Source organism: Marinobacter daqiaonensis (assembly GCF_900115285.1).
Taxonomy (GTDB): Bacteria; Pseudomonadota; Gammaproteobacteria; order Pseudomonadales; family Oleiphilaceae; genus Marinobacter; species Marinobacter daqiaonensis.
Genome location: NZ_FOYW01000001.1, coordinates 237419 through 254509, shown reverse-complemented (window position 1 = coordinate 254509; position 17091 = coordinate 237419). Strand labels below are relative to the sequence as shown.

The window sequence follows — 17091 nt, the reverse complement described above, 5'->3', positions numbered from 1 at the left end:
CTGGCCTGCCCCGGTGCTACATCCGGTTCAGCCACTCCGGCGGTTCTTCCTCTTCCTCACTCTCTCCGGCCACACCTTCCTTCGCCGGCAGGATCATGTCCGTACGTGTGATTCCGAGGGCGAGCAGCAGATTGGCCGCCACGTAGATCGAGGAGTAGGTACCCACCACCACACCCAGCGCCAGGGTGAGTGCGAAGTTGTTGATCGCCGCTCCCCCCAGGAAAAACAGCGCCAGCAGAACCAGTAACGTTGTCACGGAGGTGTTGATGGTCCGGTTGATGGTCTCCTGGATGGAGCGGTTGATCGTTTCCTGGGGATCGTCAATCCGGAGCTTACGGAAGTTTTCCCGGATGCGGTCCATGATCACGATGGTGTCGTTCAGGGAATAACCAATAACCGCCAGCAGGGCTGCCAGCACCGTCAGGTCGAAGGTCCACTGGAACAGCGCGAATATCCCCAGGATGATAATGACGTCGTGAGCCAGAGGGATCACCGATGCAATGCCGAACTTGAACTGGAAGCGCATGCCAACATAGATAAGCACCACGGCCAGCGCCAGGAGCATACCCAGACCGCTGTCTTCCTTCAGTTCGTCACCCACCTGGGAACCCACGAACTCCGAACTCACCAGCTTGAGTTCCAGGTCGCTCCGGTCCCGGATGTCCCGGACAATCCGGTTGCCGAGCGTGTCGTCACCGGACTCCTGCATCCGGATCAGCACCAGGTTCTCCGAACCGAAGTTCTGGACCACAAAGTCCTCATAGCCCGCATCCGACAACTGGGAACGGACGTCCTCCAGGTCCGGCGCCTGCTGGTATTCCAGCTCCACCGAGGTACCGCCGGTGAAGTCGAGACCGAAATTCAGGCCCCGGACCCCTATCAGTACAATGGATACAATGACCAGGATAATGGAAATTGCGGCAAAAACCTTCCGCAAACTCATGAAATCAAACGGTTGCTTATGGGTATCAGACATTGGCCAGCTTGCCTCCGATCGAGAGCTTTTCGACCTTCCGGCCTCCATATATGACATTCACAATGCCCCGGCTCACCACCAACGCGGTGAACAGGGAAGTCACGATACCAATGCACAGGGTAACCGCGAAGCCCTTGACCGGTCCCGTGCCCATGGCAAACAGGATAATGGCCACTAGGAAGGTGGTGATGTTGGCGTCCACAATGGACACGAAGGCCCGGGAGTAACCGGCGTTGATGGCCAGCTGTGGGGCCACGCCCTCACGCATCTCTTCCCGTATCCGTTCAAATATGAGGACGTTGGCGTCCACCGCCATACCGACTGTCAGCACGATACCGGCGATACCGGGCAATGTCAGTGTGGCGGACAATATCGACATGCAGGCGATCAGCAGCATCAGGTTCAGGGTCAGGGCGACGTTCGCCACAAGCCCGAACACCCGGTAGAACACCGCCATGAACACCAGCACCAGAATGAAGCCCACAATCACCGACATCAGCCCCGCATCGATATTCTGCTGGCCCAGGCTTGGGCCGATGGTGCGCTCCTGAACAAAATACATGGGAGCCGCCAGTGAGCCGGCGCGCAACAGCAAGGCCAGCTCCGAGGCCTCGTGGATGGAGTCGAGCCCGGTGATGCGGAAGCTGGACCCGAGGGTGGTCTGGATCGTGGCGAGACTGATGATGCTCTCCTCCTCGACCCGTTTCTCCTCGGTGACCATGTCACCATCCACCATCTTCTGCTCGGTTTCGGTCCGGTATTCAATAAAGACCACCGCCATGCTGCGCCCAACCGCATTGCGGGTTGTCCGGGTCATCAGGTCGCCGCCCACACCATCCAGGGTGATGTCCACCTGGGGCATGCCGTTCTCATCAAAACTCTGGCGGGCATTGGAGACATGCTCACCGGTAACGATCACATCCCGTTGCAGGCGGGCGGTACGATCAGGATTATCCCGGAACGGCAGTACTTCCGTGGTCGCCGCCGGTGCGTCCTGACGAGCCTCCAGGCGGAATTCCAGGTTGGCGGTGGCACCCAGTACCCGCTTGGCCTGGGCGGTATCCTGCACTCCCGGCAGCTCCACAATGATACGGTCCGCGCCCTGGCGCTGAACCAGAGGCTCCGCCACACCCAGTTCATTTACCCGGTTGCGGATCGTGGTCAGGTTCTGCTCGATGGCATAGTCCTGGATCTGTCGGACTTCCTGCTCCGTCAGGCTCAGCACCAGCTGGTAGTCACCATCCACCCGACGTTCGTCGAGCAGGAATTCGTTGTAATTCTGCCTTACCAGGTCAAAAGCCTCGGCTCGATCGCTTTCATCCCGGAAGTTCAGAACGATCTCTTCATTCCCGGTAAGATCGCCGCCGCGATAGCGGATCCGCTCTTCGCGGAGTTCCCGCTTGATCTGGCTGGCAATGGCCTCCAGACGCTGGGTAACCGCCGTTTCCATGTCCACCTCCAGCAGGAAGTGAACGCCGCCACGCAGGTCAAGGCCGAGCTTCATAGGGCCTGCCCCGAGACTCTCCAGCCAGCCCGGGGTGGACTCGGCCATATTCAGGGCGACCAGGTATTCATCCCCGAGGGCCTGCTGAACCAGCGGCCGCGCCCGCAGCTGGGCTTCCGAACTGTTTACACGGATCAGCGCGCTACGCTCTTCCCGCTCCACTCCCTTGATGGCAATGCCGGCCTCTTCGAGAGCGCTGACCGCGGTATCCACCGTCCTCTCGGAAACTTCCGTGCCACTGCGGGCACCGGTGACCTGGATCGCAAAATCGTCCGGAAAGATGTTCGGCAATGCGTAGATGAATCCGATCGCCAGTACGACCAGGATGACCAGATTTTTCCAAAGCGGGTACTTGTTCAGCATAGGAGCCCTTTCTTGACCGTCCGGGAGCCGCCCCGGGTGCCAGGGCGGCCCTATGGTCAGCGGTATCAGATATCTTTCAGAGTGCCCTTGGGCAGCGCGGCGCCGACGGCAACCTTCTGGACCTTGACTTCCACGTTGTCGGACACTTCCATGACGATGAAGTCGTCGGTTACCCGGGTAATACGGCCGGCGATGCCACCGGAGGTGACCACTTCGTCACCCTTGTTCAGGCCTGACATCAGAGCCTTATGCTCCTTGGCACGCTTGGACTGCGGGCGCCAGATCAACAGGTAGAAAATCAGGATAAAGCCACCGAAAAAGATGACCTGCCCGATCACGCCCATGCCCTGACCGGCGTCCTGCGCAAGGGCAACGCCGGGAGTGGCCGTAGCCAGAAGGGTGGCCAACATGGCTTTTACTGCTTTCATAGGATATCTCCGTTAACGGTTTCAGCGATAAAAACGGGTGCGTCCGGGTTCAGACCCCGGCCAGAGGCGGCACGGGAAGGCCCCTTTTCGCGTAGAAGGATGCCACAAAGTCGGACAATGTACCTGCTTCAATAGCCCCACGCAATCCGGCCATCAGCTTTTGATAATAATGGAGATTGTGGATGGTGTTTAATTGCGACCCGAGCATTTCACCACATTTATCAAGATGATGCAGATAGCTTCTGGAAAACTGTGAACAGGTGTAGCAGTCGCATTCCGCATCCAGCGGTGAGGTATCGTGACGGTGGGTGGCGTTACGGATCTTGACGATGCCCGTGGACGTGAACAGGTAGCCATTACGTGCATTCCGTGTCGGCATGACGCAATCGAACATATCCACGCCCCGGCGTACCGCTTCCACGATGTCTTCCGGGCGACCCACCCCCATCAGGTAACGGGGTCTGTCCGCCGGCATTCTTGGCGGCAGGTCATCCAGCACGGCCAGCATTTCTTCCTTGGGCTCGCCCACGGACAGGCCGCCGATGGCATAGCCGTCAAACCCGATCTCCACGAGGCCGTCCAGGGAGCGCTGCCGAAGGTCGTTATACATACCCCCCTGGATGATACCGAACAGCGCCGATGGGCTGTCGCCATGGGCAATCCTGCTCCGGGCAGCCCAGCGCAGCGACATCTCCATGGAAACCCTGGCCTCCGTCATGGTGGCGGGATAAGGAGTGCACTCGTCGAAGATCATCACAATGTCTGAGCCCAGGTCCCGCTGTACCCGCATGGCAATCTCGGGATTCAGTTCCACCGGGGAGCCATCCACCGGGGAACGGAAACTCACGCCCTCCTCGGTGATCTTTCGCATATCTCCCAGGCTGAACACCTGGAAACCACCGGAGTCGGTCAGGATCGGGCCCTGCCACTGAGTGAAATCGTGAAGGTCACCGTGGGCCCTGATCACCTCGGTGCCCGGCCGGAGCATCAGGTGAAAGGTATTGCCGAGAATGATCTGGGCGCCGGTGGCCTCGATATCCCGCGGCAACATTCCCTTGACGGTGCCGTAGGTTCCAACGGGCATGAAGGCGGGTGTTTCCACCACTCCCCGGGGGAAGGTCAACCGGCCTCGCCGGGCCTTTCCGTCCTCGCCGAGTTTCTCGAAGGTCATGAAACAGCGATCAGTCATCTCGGGCTCCTGGGCCAGCAAGGGCGCCAAGACTGGGGCCCTCGCCGGTAATGAACATGGCGTCACCATAACTGAAGAAACGGTACCGCTCCCGGACCGCCTCGTCATAGGCGTTCATGGTGTTCTGGTAGCCGGCAAAGGCGCTCACCAGCATGATCAGGGTCGACTCCGGCAAGTGGAAATTGGTAATCATGGCGTCCACCGTCTGGAACCGGTAACCCGGGCTGATGAAGATATCGGTCTCCCCCTGGAACGGTCTCACCACTCCACCCCGGCTGGCGGATTCCAGTGACCGTACCGACGTCGTGCCCACGGCAATCACCCGGCCGCCACGGGCCCGGGCCCGGGCAATGGCGGCCACAGTGGCTTCCGGAACCGTTGCCACCTCGCTGTGCATGACGTGATCCTCAACCTTTTCCACCCGCACCGGCTGGAACGTACCGGCTCCCACGTGCAGCGTCACGAAAGCGGTCTCGATGCCCTTCGTGGCAAGGGCCTCGAACATGGCATCATCGAAGTGAAGGCCGGCGGTGGGTGCCGCCACGGCACCGGCTTCCCGGGCATAGACTGTCTGGTATCGCTCCCGGTCGGCGGTCTCGTCAGGGCGATCCACGTAAGGCGGCAGGGGCATGTGGCCGGTACGCTCAAGCAGGTCCAGAACCGGCTCGCCGGATTCCGTCCGCAACCGGAACAGGGTGTCGTCCCGGTCCAGCATGACCAGCACCGAGCCGTCCTCGAGATACACACGCTGCCCCGGCTTGAGGGCCTTCGAGGCGCGCACATGGGCCAGCACGGTGTCGTCGGCGATGACCCGTTCAACCAGTACTTCCAGCTTGCCACCTGTCTCCTTGGTGCCCAGCAGGCGCGCGGGAATGACCCGGGTGTCGTTGAATATCAGCAGATCCTCGGGTTCGAGCAATGCCGGCAGGTCGCGGAAATACCGGTGGCTGACGTTACCGGACACACCCTCGAGAACCAGCAGGCGGGATCCGCTTCGTTCAGGCATGGGATAACGGGCAATCAGTTCGTCCGGGAGGTCGAAATGGAAATCGGAAACGTTCATTGGCAGGACTGCGTCAGGGCCCAAAGGAGGCGATCATCGATAAGGGGTTTTGAAAGAGGCGGATTATACAGCCTCGAGGGCGGCGGTCCAATTGAGGATCGCGGGGGAGCAGTGGGAAATCGGGGGAGCAGTGGGAAATCGGGGGAACAGACCAGGAATGGTAGCGGCGGGCGGACTCGAACCGCCACGGGTTTTACCCCAACGGATTTTGAATCCGTCGTGTCTACCAATTTCACCACGCCGCCAAATACAGCTTCCCGGGTTGAGAAGCGCCAGCGATTATACCGACGACAGCCCTGAAATCAAACGCTTTGGTATCCCCCACCCTCTCTTACAGACGATCGAACAGGGACAGCTGCGACGTCTGGGCGAAAGACTGCTGGGCCGCCTGCAGCACGAAGCTCTGGAACGACAGGTTACTGATGGCCTCGGCGTAGTCCACATCCTGCAGTTGTGAGCGGATGTCCTTGCTGTACAGGGCGGAATCGTCGAGGAACTCTCCCGTGGATTCCAGAGCGTTCATCCGACCACCAATCTCGGTCTGCACGCGAATGATGCTTTCCTGGGCGTTATCCAGGTTCTGGAGCGACTGGGCAATCAGGTCGTCGTAGGCTTTCTGGCTGCTCACGAAGCCCGCGCTACTGGTGGCGCCCGCATCCACCGCACCTCCGGTAATCCCGATATCATCGAAGAGCGCGCCGGATATCTGAAGGTTTCCGGTCCAGCCGGTGGCGTCGATACGCACATCCTTGCCAGGCGAGCTGATTTTCAATTCACCACCGACCACCTCCGCTGTCACGCCGTCGAGGGCGTTGTCATTGCTGTTGTTGATGGCGTCGGCCAGATCCTGGATATCATCACCGGCGGCGAAGGTCAGCACCACGTCGTCATTGATCGTCAGGGAGTCCCCGCCTGCCGGCGCGAATGCGGTGACGGTGGCAGCCTCTCCCTGCTTCGCCAGGTTGTCCAGGCCGTAGATCAGCTTTTCAATGCTGGTGAAAACGGACTGTTTGGAGCTGGTTTTCAGGAAGAACTCATCGCCGGCCCCGGCACCAGTGATCTCGAACTGCATGCCGCTGACCCGGACACTCTCACCACTGGTATAGGGAATGGCCGGTTCCGTCGCCAGGGCGGGAATGACCGGGTCGCCGGAACTGCGTTCGGTAATGCGGTAACCGAGATTGCCTGCTCCATCATCCTCCACCGAAACCACCAGATCCTCCGGTGAAAGACCCGCCACCAGCTCAGGATCCAGCACCACACCACTGCTGATACGGGCGCCGGAGGTATTGGCCGGATTGGCTTCCGCAAAGAAGGTGGGACCGGCACTGGCCACGTCCACAAACAGCTTCCTGCCATGATCGCTGATGGGAACGGTCACCCCATCGTCAATTTCCAGTTTACGCTGGCCTTCGTCACCCTGGTAAACCCAGTCACCGGAAATGTTCTGACCGAAGGCAGGAGTGTTTCCCTGGAAACCGCTGAATATATACTCGCCGGCGGCATCCTGGGTATTGGCCAGCGAGGCGAGCTGACCGAGTCGTTCCTTGAGCTCCGCGGAGATGGACTGGCGGTCATTGATGGACAGCGAGCCGTTGCCGGCCTGAACCGTCAGTTCCCGGACCCGCTGAACCACATCCACCATACTGGAGAGGGTGCCTTCTTCCTTCTGCAGACGGTTCTCCGCCAGGCTGACATTGCGCTGGAAGGTTTCGATCCGGCCCACCTGCTGGTCCAGCTTGAGGATGCGCGCCGCCGCCACCGGGTCGTCCGACGGGCGATTCACCCGCTTGCCGGTGGACACCTGCTCCTGGGTTTTGTTCAGGCCAACGTTCAGTTCCTGCAGCCGGTTCACGCCACCGGAGAAGATCTGCTGGGATGAGATTCGTATCATGTCAGTGTCCCTCTACGGCCACCGGGCTTTAACGGAAAGTGGATAAAAGGGTGTCGAACAGATCCTGGGCCACCCCCATCACCCGGGCGGAAGCGTTGTACGCCGCCTGGTACTGGATCAGGCGGCCGGCTTCCTCATCCAGGTTAACGCCGGACACCGCCTCGCGCTGGTTATTGGACTGTTCCAGCAGGGTCTTCCCGGAATCGCTGTCAAGCTGGGCCTGGCGCGTCTGCACACCAATACGCTCCACCAGCCCGGCGTAACCTTCCGTAAAACTCTGGGTGCCGTCGTTCATGGTGTTGCGGGTGGCCAGGCCCGCCAGCAGCTCGGCGTTGCGGTTATCAGACACACCATTGCTGTTGTAACTGATAATGAAGCTGTCACCAGCCCGGGGGTTGCCACTGATGGCAAACTGGAAACCACGGTAGTTGTCGTCGGAGGGGTCCTCCGAGAACAGCTTGTTGGTGATGCCCTGCTGGTAGTCACCGATCACCGGCGGATTCAGGGGCTGGGGGACCGCCGGATCGGTCGCGTCCAGGATCTCGTACTGGCTGTCACTAATGAACCTCACCATCAACGGTGGAGACAGCTCGCCCCGCTGGCTGAATGCCGGCAGCGGCGCATTGGTCAGGGGATTGCGGATAGCCAGCATCTGACCCTGGTCGATACGGGCATCGCCGCTGTTACCGTTGTCGGTCACCGCCCTTATCGGGCTGGCGAAGGCCAGATCTTCCTCCCGTTCCACTTCCAGGACAATATCGGACGCGGCCTGACGGGACGGCTGGATCTGGAAACGGTCACCCTCGGCAAAATCGCCGGATTCCACGCGAATGTTAAAGCCCGGCATGGAGATTTCCGCCGGCAACTGAGCCGGCAACTGGCCCTGGTTGACCACCCGTCCGCTCTGCTGGTCGATCAGTTCGTAGTTGCGGCCGTCGGTACCACTCATCTGGAGGGTCCAGGCGCCGGCCTCGAGCCGGGAGCTGTCGGTGATCTCGACCCCGAGGACGGCATTCTGTGGCGGCTGATTATTGCTGCTGGCGATGACCCGGGCTGTCTGCAGCTCCGGGCTGTTGATGTCCCGGAAAAAGCGGCCCCCAAGGTCGCCCTCCAGGTCCATGCCGATCTCGTGCTGGTGGTTCATGGCGTCGGACAACGCGATGGCGACGCGACCAAGCTCATCGAATGCCGGGCGCAGGGCCTCCTGATCAAAACGGCGCAGGCCACCGAGTTTACCGCCCACCACCTGCTCGTTGACCACCGTGATCCGGCCACCGTTGTTGAGGGTGAACTCAAGGGCGGAAGGATCGTCCGCATTGCGGCGGGTCCCCAGTTGCGAAGCCTCCGCACCGACCACCAGCGCCTGGCCATTGTTAAGCAGAACGTTTACCTGCTGGCCGTCGGTGGGTACAACACGGACCTTGAGCTGCTCGGATAGCTTTCGCAGGGCCTCATCGCGCTTATCCAGAAGGTCGTTGGGCAGTCTGCCCTGGGCAAGACCCGGCGATTCCGAGATCGCCAGATTCAGTTCCGCGATGCTCTTGATCAGGGTATTGGCATCCTCGACACCTTCGTTCATCTGGGCCTTGACCAGTTCCCGCTGCTGGATCAGCTCCTGCTGGATTGCCTGGAAGCGGTTCACCACGCCCTGCGCCTCGCTGAGCACCAGTTGTCGCTGTGGCAGAGAGGCGGGGTCTTCAGCGGCGTTCTGCAGGCTGGCGAAGAAATTGTTCAGTGACTTGGAGAGCCCGGTATCTTCGCCACCCAGGAGGTCGTCGAGCCGGGATAATTCGGTATTGAGGGTTTTCTGCTCCTCATAAAGGGACGAATCCGCCCTCACCTGGTCCACCAGGTACTGGTCCGCGAGGCGCCGGATGTTTTCGACACTGACGCCGGAGCCAATGCGGCCATTGCCGGTGTTACGGCCGGCCTGGGTGTCGAACTGGACCTCCTGGCGGCTATAGCCCGGAGTGTTGGCGTTGGTAATATTGTTACCGGTGGTGTTGAGGGCAGACTGATGTCCAAGGATTCCACTCAGACCAATACCGATCAGACCAGCCATCGCCGTTACTCCTCAGTAACCCTGGACAGGGTGTGGAACCGGTCAAGGGCCGCCTCGAAGGGCTCGCCCTCCATGATATTGCGGATCTTGCGGCCGTAGGCCGGGTCCGTGGCATAACCGGCCTGCTGCAGCCGTTCGGCAAACAGCTCTGGCTGGTCTGCCACTTCCAGCACTTCCCGGTAGCGCGGGTTGTCCTGCAGGAAAGCCACGTAGTCACGGAAGCTTTCCCGGTAATCCGGGTACTGGCGGAAATTGGCCCGCTCACTCATGGCCACGCCGTCCCGGAATTCCGTGGTGGCAATGTTCACTGAATCCCCCTGCCAGCGACTGTCCGCCTTGATGCCAAAGAGGTTGTAACTGTGGGCACCATCGTTACCGCGAATCATATGCCGGCCCCAGCCGGTTTCCAGGGCAGCCTGGGCCACCATCAGCCGGGGGTCGATACCGGACTCCCGGGCAATGTCTCTGGCCAGGGGCAGCAGGGTGCGCACGAAGTGCTCCGGGCTGTCGAAACGTTCCGGCATGGCGGTTTCCATCGCCTTGTCTGCGGCAGGCCCGGCAACCTCAGGCGCAGTCTTCTCAGCCGCCTCAACCGTCTCCGCCAGTTCCTCCACCTGCTCCACACGGGCCGGCAACCGGGGCGACAGCGGCGCGATGCTGCGGTCGTAGTCCGCGAGGGTCCGTCGGGCGCCCGGCAATTCATTGCCGTCACTGTCCATACCCGGAATCTGGCGGCTCATCTGCCGCACCAGGGCCTCGCTGAGACCAAAGCCGTTGCCCCGGCTCAGGGACAGGCTCAACTGGCTGTCAAACATGTCCTGGTAGAACTCGGATTGCTGACTGTTCAGGTAATTGCCCTCCGCAAGAACCTGGTTGGCCGCCCGCATGCTTTTGAGCATCTGGGACAGGAACAGACCTTCGAACTGCTTCGCCACCTCTTCCAGAGCGGCCTTGCGGTCGGTCCTGGCCTGGGCCTTGAGCGCGTTCAGACCGCCGAATTCGGTGTAGATCTGGGCCTGGGGAAGTCCGGATTGCTGCATGGTCACACCTATATGACAATCAGTTCGGCACGAAGGGCGCCGGCCTGTTTGAGGGCTTCGAGCACCGCCATCACATCCCCCGGCGCCGCGCCCACCTGGTTCACCGCCTGGACAATCTCACTGAGGGTGGTGGCCGGGCCGAACTGGAACATCCGGGCCGGCTCTTCGGTAATCGCAATCTGGGTGTTGGCCACCACTTCCGTTTCGCCTGCGGCAAACGGGTTGGGCTGAACCACCTCCGGGTTTTCCTGGATGGTGACGGTCAGGTTGCCATGGGTCACGGCGGCCGGACTGACGCGGACGTTCTCTCCCACCACGATGGTGCCGGTGCGGCTGTTGATCACCACCTTGGCTGCTTCCTCCGCGGGATCCACCTCCAGGTTCTCCAGAATGGAGAGGAAGCTGACCCGCTGGGACGGATCACGGGGCGCCTTGACCGAGATGGAAGTGGCGTCATGGGCATACGCCATGCCATCACCAAGGTAACCATTGATGGTTTCCACCACCCGCTTGGCGGTGGTGAAGTCCGCACGGAGCAGATTGAAGGTAATGGTATCGCCCTGGGTAAACGGGCTGGTGACCTCACGCTCGATGGTGGCGCCGTTGGGAATCCGTCCCACGCTGGGGACGTTCACGGTAATCCGCGAACCGTCCTGGCCCTCGGCACCGAAACCGCCCACCACCAGGCTGCCCTGGGCCATGGCGTAGACCTGGTCGTCGGCCCCCTTGAGGGGTGTCATCAGCAGGGTTCCGCCCCGCAGACTATCTGCGTTGCCGATGGACGACACGGTAATGTCCAGTTCCTGGCCGGCCTTTGCAAAGGGCGGCAGACTGGCATGGACACTGACCGCGGCCACGTTATCGATGCTTGGATTGACGCCCTCCGGGATGGTGATACCGAAGCGGTTCATCATGTTGCGGAAGGTCTGGTTGGTGAAAGCCGCAGAATCCCCGGAGCCGTCCAGGCCCACCACCAGGCCGTAGCCCACCAGCTGGTTGCTGCGTACGCCCTGAACACGGGTAAGATCCTTCAGGCGATCCGCCATTACCGGACCCGCCGCCATCAGCAGGACCAGGCCAAGAGCGAGGGTATTCTTGATAGTCACAGCGGCCACCATTCACTGTTGAAGAATCGGGTCAGCCAACCGGGCTGGTTGGCCTGATCAAAATCACCGGTGCCGCCGTAGGCAATGCGCGCGTTGGCGATGCGCTGCGACGGAACCGTATTGTCCGGAGTGATGTCCTGCGGACGGACCATTCCGGTGAGGCGGATATACTCGTCCCCATTGGTCAGCGACAGCCACTTCTCGCCGCGGATGTGCAGCACGCCGTTCGGCAGCACGTCGGTGACGGTCACGGTGATGCTGCCGGCCAGGCTGTTGCTCTGATCCGCTTCCGCTTCGCCCTCGAAATCACGCTCGGCGTTGGCAGAGGCTCCGAGACGGTCATAGACACGGCCGAAGAGACCGGGGCTGCCCATGCTGATCTCACTGTCCTTGGTAATGCTGCTCTCCGCGCTCTTGCTGGCGCTGGTGGCCTCCTGCAGGGTAACCGTCAGGATATCGCCCACGTTCAGGGCGGTGTTATCGGTGTAGAAGTTGTGATTGCGGGAGGTCTGGTAGATGGAGCCGGTATGCACCCCGCGCTGTTCCATGGCCTGTGCGCGCACCGGCGCGTAGGCCGGATCGTCGGGCATCGGCCGCGGCCGGTTCATGGACTGGCAACCCTGAAGCAGCGCCAGCACCAGAACCAGGGCAACGGTGCCCACGGTCCGGTTGTGGTGTGTCGATCTGATGGCGCTCGGCATGGTCATGGCGTAATCACCTGCTACCCGTATTAACCAATGTTGTTGGTGATGAACTGCAGCATCTGGTCGGTGCTGGACACCACCTTGGAGTTCATTTCGTAGGCCCGCTGGGTGGTGATCATGTTCACCAGTTCCTCCACCACCTCCACGTTGGAGGCCTCGGTCATGCCCTGTTCGATGGTGCCAAGGCCACCAATACCGGGCTCTCCTTCCTGGGGATTGCCGCTGGCAGCAGTTTCACGGAACAGGTTGTTGCCCACGGCCTGCAGGCCCTGGGGGTTGATGAAGTCCACCAGGGGAATCTCGCCCAGGTTTACCGGGTTGGCCTGGTTCTCGACCACCGCGGAGACAGTGCCATCCTTGCCGATGGTCACACTGGTGGCGTTTTCCGGCACCGTGATATTCGGCTCCAGCAGATAGCCATCCGGGGTCACGATGTCGCCGTCGGAATTGAGCTGGAACTGGCCGTCACGCGTATAGGCAATGTTGCCGTCCGGCATCTGCACCTGGAAGAAGCCGCGACCGTTCACCGCCATGTCCAGGGGCTGCTCGGTCACCTGGAGGTTCCCCTGGGAGAATTGCTTGGCCGTCCCCACCACCCGCACACCGGTGCCCAGCTGGAGACCGGAAGGCAGTTCCGAATTCTGCGTGTTGAGACCACCCGGCTGACGGTTGACCTGGTAGAGCAGATCCTGGAACACGGCCCGGTCCCGCTTGAAGCCCGTGGTATTCACGTTGGCCAGGTTGTTGGAGATGGTGGACATGTTGGTGTCCTGTGCGCTCAACCCGGTTTTGCTGACCCAAAGTGCTGGATGCATGATCAATCCCCTTTGCTTGCTGCCCGTCCGGCGGCGAATATTTGCCGTTTGCGGTCGATCAGATGAAAATTCGTGTCATTATCAGAGGTTCTGCAACAGCCGTGCCGTAACCTCGGAGTTCTCATCGGCGGTCTGCATCACCTTCACCTGCATTTCGAACTGCCGCGACAGCTGCAGGTTGGCGATCATTTCTTCCACCGCATTGACGTTGGAGCTTTCCAGGTAGCCCGAAGCCACCCGCATGGTCGCATCGACCGGCTCGGGGCCTGCCAGGGCGTCATCGGGCTTGCGGCGGATGAAGCCGTCCTGGCCCTTCTCCAGAACATCGGCGGGCGGGTTCACCAGTTTCAGCCGGTCCACCTCCACCAGCTGGTTCGGGGGACCACCCACGGGCTGGACCGAAATGGTGCCGTCCGCGCCCACCAGCAGACGTTCGAAAGGAGGCAGTGCCACCGGACCGCCATTACCGAGTACCGGCTCTCCGGAGGACATCCGCAGCAGACCGTTGACGTCCACCTGGAGGCTGCCGGAGCGTGTGAAGACTTCTTCGCCCTGGTCGTTCTGGACGGCGAGCCAGCCCTGGCCTTCCACCGCCACATCCAGGTCGCGACCGGTCTGCTGCAGCGAGCCGGCGCTGAAGTCGGTGCCGGGGCGTTCGGTCATGGCGTAGGCGCGGGTAGGATGGTGCTCACCGAATACAGGCATGCTGCGGGCCTGGGCGAAATCTTTCTTGAACCCAGTGGTGTTCACGTTGGCCAGGTTATTGGCATGGGCCTGCTGTGCCATCATGTTCTGCTTGGCACCGGACATACCGATGTAGATGGACTTGTCCATGGGAAAACTCCTGCCGGAAATCTGACGATTTTTCGTCGTTTCGGTGGTTCTTGCAGGAGTCGTGCCAGGGTTGTATTTGCGGTCTGGGTTGGAGGCGGGTTCTTACTTTGGTTAGCGTTGGGGGCTGGCTTGGGTGCCGGAGTCGGAGTGTGGTGGTCCTTTTTCTCCACCGCAATTCACGGTCCATCCCTGGACCGGCCTTGCTCCGCGCCATCCATGGCGCTGTTGCGAAAAAGGACCACCACACTCCGACTCTTCGTACCCCGGTGGAAACTCAACTTTTTAAACGACGTCAGTAGGAAGAATTTTTAATCAGATTACGTTGACCACCAGGCCCTCAAAATTGCCGGTAAGGTCCCGGGGGTGAGGGACTCTTTCGTAGCAGCGCCATGGATGGCGCGGTAGCAAGGCCGGTCCAGGGACGGGCCGTGAATTGCGGCGAAGAAAGAGCCCCTCACCCCCGGGGCCCTGCACCCGAATTCTCAGGCGCGGACGACAAAAAAGCACCCGCGCCTTCAGCTTTCAGCCATTATCGAAGATTGATAATGGTCTGGGTCACCGCATCGGACGTCTCGATGGTCTTGGCGTTGGCCTGATAATTACGCTGGGCGATGATCAGGTTCACCAGTTCCGCCGACAGGTCCACATTGGATTCCTCCACCGAGCTGGCGGTAATCGATCCCAGGGTGCCGGTATCCGGCGCGCCGACAATGGGCTGGCCCGATTCAAAGGTTTCAACCCAGCTGGTATCGCCCACCGGCGTCAGGCCGTCATTATTGGCAAAGGTGGCCAATGCCACCTGCCCCAGGCTCTGGGACTGACCATTGGTGTAGCGGGCGAAAATAATGCCCTCACCGGAAACGTCCAGACCGGAAAGACGGCCGGTGGTATAGCCGTTCTGCTGCTGGTCGTTGACCCCGAACTCCGCGCCATACTGGGTGGTTTCCGCCACGTTGATGACGAAGTTCGACGAAATGGGCGGATCCGCAATGGGAATCTGGGCGCCCTCGGCCACCAGGCGCGGACCATCAGCTCCGTTGGGCTGACCGTTTTCATCCAGCGGCGTCCAGTTGGAAATCAGCACCTCGCCACTGGGATTGCCGTCAATGGAGGCAAGACTGCCATCCTGGTTGAACTGCATATCGAAGCGGGCCCGGCTGGGTTCACCATTGGTGTCGGGCGGATCCCCAACATCGCGGCCATCAATCTGGACGTACATGGCCCAGACGCTGTCCCCACCGGAAACCGGCTCCTTGACGAAGAACTGGGTCATGGTGTGAGGGTTGCCCAGGCTGTCGTAAATGGTGGACGAAGTGGCATGGTTGTAGGTGCGCTGATCGTCGGGATTGAAGGTGTTCGTGCGGAAGGCTTCGCTGGTGCTGCCCGCGAGGATGCCGCTGTTGTCCGGCGAAATGGAGACATCCCGCTCCAGGGTGATGGAGACTGCCCCCACCCTGGTCTCGTTGAATTGCTCGGTGCCGGTGCCGTCTTCCACAATCGTGGTGACATCGTTGCCACGACTGTCGATCAGCCGCAGGCTGCCTCCACTTTCTGTGGCATTGATGGTATTCAGGGGCGAGTCGTTGATCGCGTCCCGCAGCCACTCAGCCGCTTCGGCCCCATCCGCCAGAGAGGCCGGAATTTCGAACTGCGTACCCTGGAGATTCACCGAGTAGCCCGGCTGGATATCGGTCAGGGGCACATCCAGAGTGGTTCTCGCGGAGGCGCCGACGCCCCGCTGTTCGTTAAAACGCTCGGCGGTCTCCCGGGCTGAGAAACCCGACTCGATCAGGACGTTGCGGGTGGTTCCGTCCGGGTAATTGATGGTGTAGTTCTGATCCGAGGTGACCGGGCCACCGGTGGTCTGGATCCTGGTGCCGGACACTTCCAGCACCGGCTCCCGGGAATCCAGGTTCAGCTCGGAGACAAAGTTGGTGGTCCGTCGCGGGGCCAGGTTGTCGGTGTCGATCTGAAGGTCACCACGGATGCCGCTCAGGTTGCCGTCTTCATCGGCCTGGAACCCCTGCACGCGCATACCCTGGTTGTTGGTCACGTAACCGTTACGGTCGACGCCGAACTGGCCGGCACGGGAGTACTGGATCTCGCCACCGTCGTTCAGGATAAAGAAGCCGTCGCCATCAATGGCCATGTCCAGGCCGTTCTGGGTACCACTGATATTGCCCTGGCCGAAGCTCTGCTTGACGTCCTGGACCTTGACGCCCCCGCCGATATTGATATTGCCGCTGCTGAGAAAGCCGCTGGAGTACAGGTCGCCGAACTGGGCCTTGCTGCCCTTGAAGCCCACGGTGCTGGCGTTGGCGATGTTGTTGCCGGTGACGTCCAGATCAACCTGTGAGGCCCGCAGACCACTGAGTCCGATATTAAATGCCATGTTTCACCTCACTCAGTTGATTTGTTGTACATCTGACAACGCGATGGAGCCCATGCCCGCCAGGTTCAGGGTGATGCCGCCCCCCTTACCCAGTGACACGCTGTCAACATTGGCGCTCATCAGAGTTTCCAGCTGCTCCATGCCTTCCGGGTAGCGACCCTGGGCCACCACACTGTAGCGCCCGGGCGGCAGACTGTTGCCGTTTCCGTCCTTGCCGTCCCAGCTGAAGGCCTTCTGTCCTGCCTCGGACTGGCCCAGGTCAAGCTGGCGCACCAGTTCGCCCTGGCTGTTCTGGATCGACACCGTGAGGCCGCCGGTGGAGGCCGGAACGTTCACCACGCCCGTCATTTCGCCACTCTGGTCCAGCACACCGAAATTGGCCGGGGCAAGAACACTCTTACCCACCATGGCGGAGGCCTGCAGGGCCTGGGTGGAACGGAACTCACCCACCACGCTGTCCACGGAAGAGCTCAGGTTCTGCATTTCCTCAAGGGAACTGAACTGGGCCAGATCAGCGATGAACTCGCCGTTGCTCTGGGGCTCCAGGGGATTCTGGTTCTTGAGCTGGGCAATCATCAGCTCCATGAACTCGTTCTTGCCCAGTTCGTTGCTGCCACCGGCAGCACCGCCCTGCTTGTGTCGGAACTCTGCCAGGAGGTCGGTGGCCGAGGTGGTGGTATTCACTATGCTCATTGGTCAATTCCCCGAACTAGTCGCTGGC

The 17091-nt window shown here is 60.9% G+C and carries 14 protein-coding genes and 1 tRNA gene; all 15 read right to left on the bottom strand.

The annotated features are described in order from the left end of the window. Window positions 1-16: 16 nt before the first annotated feature. Window positions 17-976 carry a protein translocase subunit SecF gene (gene secF, locus BM346_RS01140; RefSeq protein WP_092008476.1) on the bottom strand — a complete coding sequence of 320 codons (960 nt, stop codon included), beginning with the start codon at window positions 974-976 and terminating at the stop codon, window positions 17-19. Further along, window positions 969-2843 carry a protein translocase subunit SecD gene (gene secD / locus BM346_RS01135; protein ID WP_092008475.1) on the bottom strand — a complete coding sequence of 625 codons (1875 nt, stop codon included), beginning with the start codon at window positions 2841-2843 and terminating at the stop codon, window positions 969-971. Before secD ends, secF begins: the two co-directional genes overlap by 8 nt. A 65-nt stretch (window positions 2844-2908) precedes the next feature. Then, window positions 2909-3271: a preprotein translocase subunit YajC gene (yajC, locus tag BM346_RS01130; RefSeq protein WP_092008474.1), complete on the bottom strand. Its 363-nt coding sequence runs from the start codon at window positions 3269-3271 to the stop codon at window positions 2909-2911. Window positions 3272-3320: 49 nt separating this feature from the next. Beyond that, the gene (gene tgt / locus BM346_RS01125; protein ID WP_174805176.1) at window positions 3321-4442 is read right to left on the bottom strand and encodes a tRNA guanosine(34) transglycosylase Tgt; all 1122 of its coding nucleotides are present in this window, start codon (window positions 4440-4442) and stop codon (window positions 3321-3323) included. A gap of 10 nt (window positions 4443-4452) precedes the next feature. Beyond that, window positions 4453-5523: a tRNA preQ1(34) S-adenosylmethionine ribosyltransferase-isomerase QueA gene (queA, locus tag BM346_RS01120; protein WP_092008472.1), complete on the bottom strand. Its 1071-nt coding sequence runs from the start codon at window positions 5521-5523 to the stop codon at window positions 4453-4455. Window positions 5524-5681: 158 nt separating this feature from the next. Next, window positions 5682-5768 (bottom strand) — tRNA-Leu (locus BM346_RS01115). Between the two features lie 86 nt (window positions 5769-5854). Then, window positions 5855-7417: a flagellar hook-associated protein FlgL gene (gene flgL, locus BM346_RS18005; RefSeq protein ID WP_167812660.1), complete on the bottom strand. Its 1563-nt coding sequence runs from the start codon at window positions 7415-7417 to the stop codon at window positions 5855-5857. A 28-nt stretch (window positions 7418-7445) separates the two neighbouring features. After that, the gene (gene flgK, locus BM346_RS01100; protein ID WP_092008471.1) at window positions 7446-9479 is read right to left on the bottom strand and encodes a flagellar hook-associated protein FlgK; all 2034 of its coding nucleotides are present in this window, start codon (window positions 9477-9479) and stop codon (window positions 7446-7448) included. A 5-nt stretch (window positions 9480-9484) separates the two neighbouring features. Beyond that, the gene (gene flgJ, locus BM346_RS01095; protein ID WP_092013158.1) at window positions 9485-10519 is read right to left on the bottom strand and encodes a flagellar assembly peptidoglycan hydrolase FlgJ; all 1035 of its coding nucleotides are present in this window, start codon (window positions 10517-10519) and stop codon (window positions 9485-9487) included. Between the two features lie 8 nt (window positions 10520-10527). Next, a complete protein-coding gene (locus BM346_RS01090) occupies window positions 10528-11583 on the bottom strand; it encodes a flagellar basal body P-ring protein FlgI (protein ID WP_265013568.1) in 1056 nt (351 codons plus the stop codon). Window positions 11584-11621: 38 nt separating this feature from the next. Beyond that, window positions 11622-12332, bottom strand: a complete 711-nt coding sequence (gene flgH, locus BM346_RS01085; RefSeq protein WP_092008469.1) for a flagellar basal body L-ring protein FlgH — start codon at window positions 12330-12332, stop codon at window positions 11622-11624. A gap of 23 nt (window positions 12333-12355) precedes the next feature. Then, entirely contained in the window at window positions 12356-13144 is a 789-nt protein-coding gene (flgG, locus tag BM346_RS01080; protein ID WP_092008468.1) for a flagellar basal-body rod protein FlgG, read from the bottom strand. Between the two features lie 81 nt (window positions 13145-13225). After that, a complete protein-coding gene (locus BM346_RS01075; protein WP_092008467.1) occupies window positions 13226-13978 on the bottom strand; it encodes a flagellar basal body rod protein FlgF in 753 nt (250 codons plus the stop codon). A gap of 529 nt (window positions 13979-14507) precedes the next feature. Then, window positions 14508-16370, bottom strand: coding sequence for a flagellar hook protein FlgE (locus BM346_RS01070; protein WP_092008466.1), 1863 nt, complete (start codon window positions 16368-16370; stop codon window positions 14508-14510). 12 nt (window positions 16371-16382) lie between these two features. Then, window positions 16383-17063: a flagellar hook assembly protein FlgD gene (locus BM346_RS01065; protein WP_092008465.1), complete on the bottom strand. Its 681-nt coding sequence runs from the start codon at window positions 17061-17063 to the stop codon at window positions 16383-16385. Window positions 17064-17091: the final 28 nt, after the last annotated feature.

Bases quoted from the DNA above. Each gene is read 5' to 3' on its own strand.
- secF (WP_092008476.1), bottom strand. From the start codon at position 976: ATGTCTGATACCCATAAGCAACCGTTTGATTTCATGAGTTTGCGGAAG.
- secD (WP_092008475.1), bottom strand. From the start codon at position 2,843: ATGCTGAACAAGTACCCGCTTTGGAAAAATCTGGTCATCCTGGTCGTA.
- yajC (WP_092008474.1), bottom strand. From the start codon at position 3,271: ATGAAAGCAGTAAAAGCCATGTTGGCCACCCTTCTGGCTACGGCCACT.
- tgt (WP_174805176.1), bottom strand. From the start codon at position 4,442: ATGACCTTCGAGAAACTCGGCGAGGACGGAAAGGCCCGGCGAGGCCGG.
- queA (WP_092008472.1), bottom strand. From the start codon at position 5,523: ATGAACGTTTCCGATTTCCATTTCGACCTCCCGGACGAACTGATTGCC.
- flgL (WP_167812660.1), bottom strand. From the start codon at position 7,417: ATGATACGAATCTCATCCCAGCAGATCTTCTCCGGTGGCGTGAACCGG.
- flgK (WP_092008471.1), bottom strand. From the start codon at position 9,479: ATGGCTGGTCTGATCGGTATTGGTCTGAGTGGAATCCTTGGACATCAG.
- flgJ (WP_092013158.1), bottom strand. From the start codon at position 10,519: ATGCAGCAATCCGGACTTCCCCAGGCCCAGATCTACACCGAATTCGGC.
- BM346_RS01090 (WP_265013568.1), bottom strand. From the start codon at position 11,583: ATGGCGGCGGGTCCGGTAATGGCGGATCGCCTGAAGGATCTTACCCGT.
- flgH (WP_092008469.1), bottom strand. From the start codon at position 12,332: ATGACCATGCCGAGCGCCATCAGATCGACACACCACAACCGGACCGTG.
- flgG (WP_092008468.1), bottom strand. From the start codon at position 13,144: ATGCATCCAGCACTTTGGGTCAGCAAAACCGGGTTGAGCGCACAGGAC.
- BM346_RS01075 (WP_092008467.1), bottom strand. From the start codon at position 13,978: ATGGACAAGTCCATCTACATCGGTATGTCCGGTGCCAAGCAGAACATG.
- BM346_RS01070 (WP_092008466.1), bottom strand. From the start codon at position 16,370: ATGGCATTTAATATCGGACTCAGTGGTCTGCGGGCCTCACAGGTTGAT.
- BM346_RS01065 (WP_092008465.1), bottom strand. From the start codon at position 17,063: ATGAGCATAGTGAATACCACCACCTCGGCCACCGACCTCCTGGCAGAG.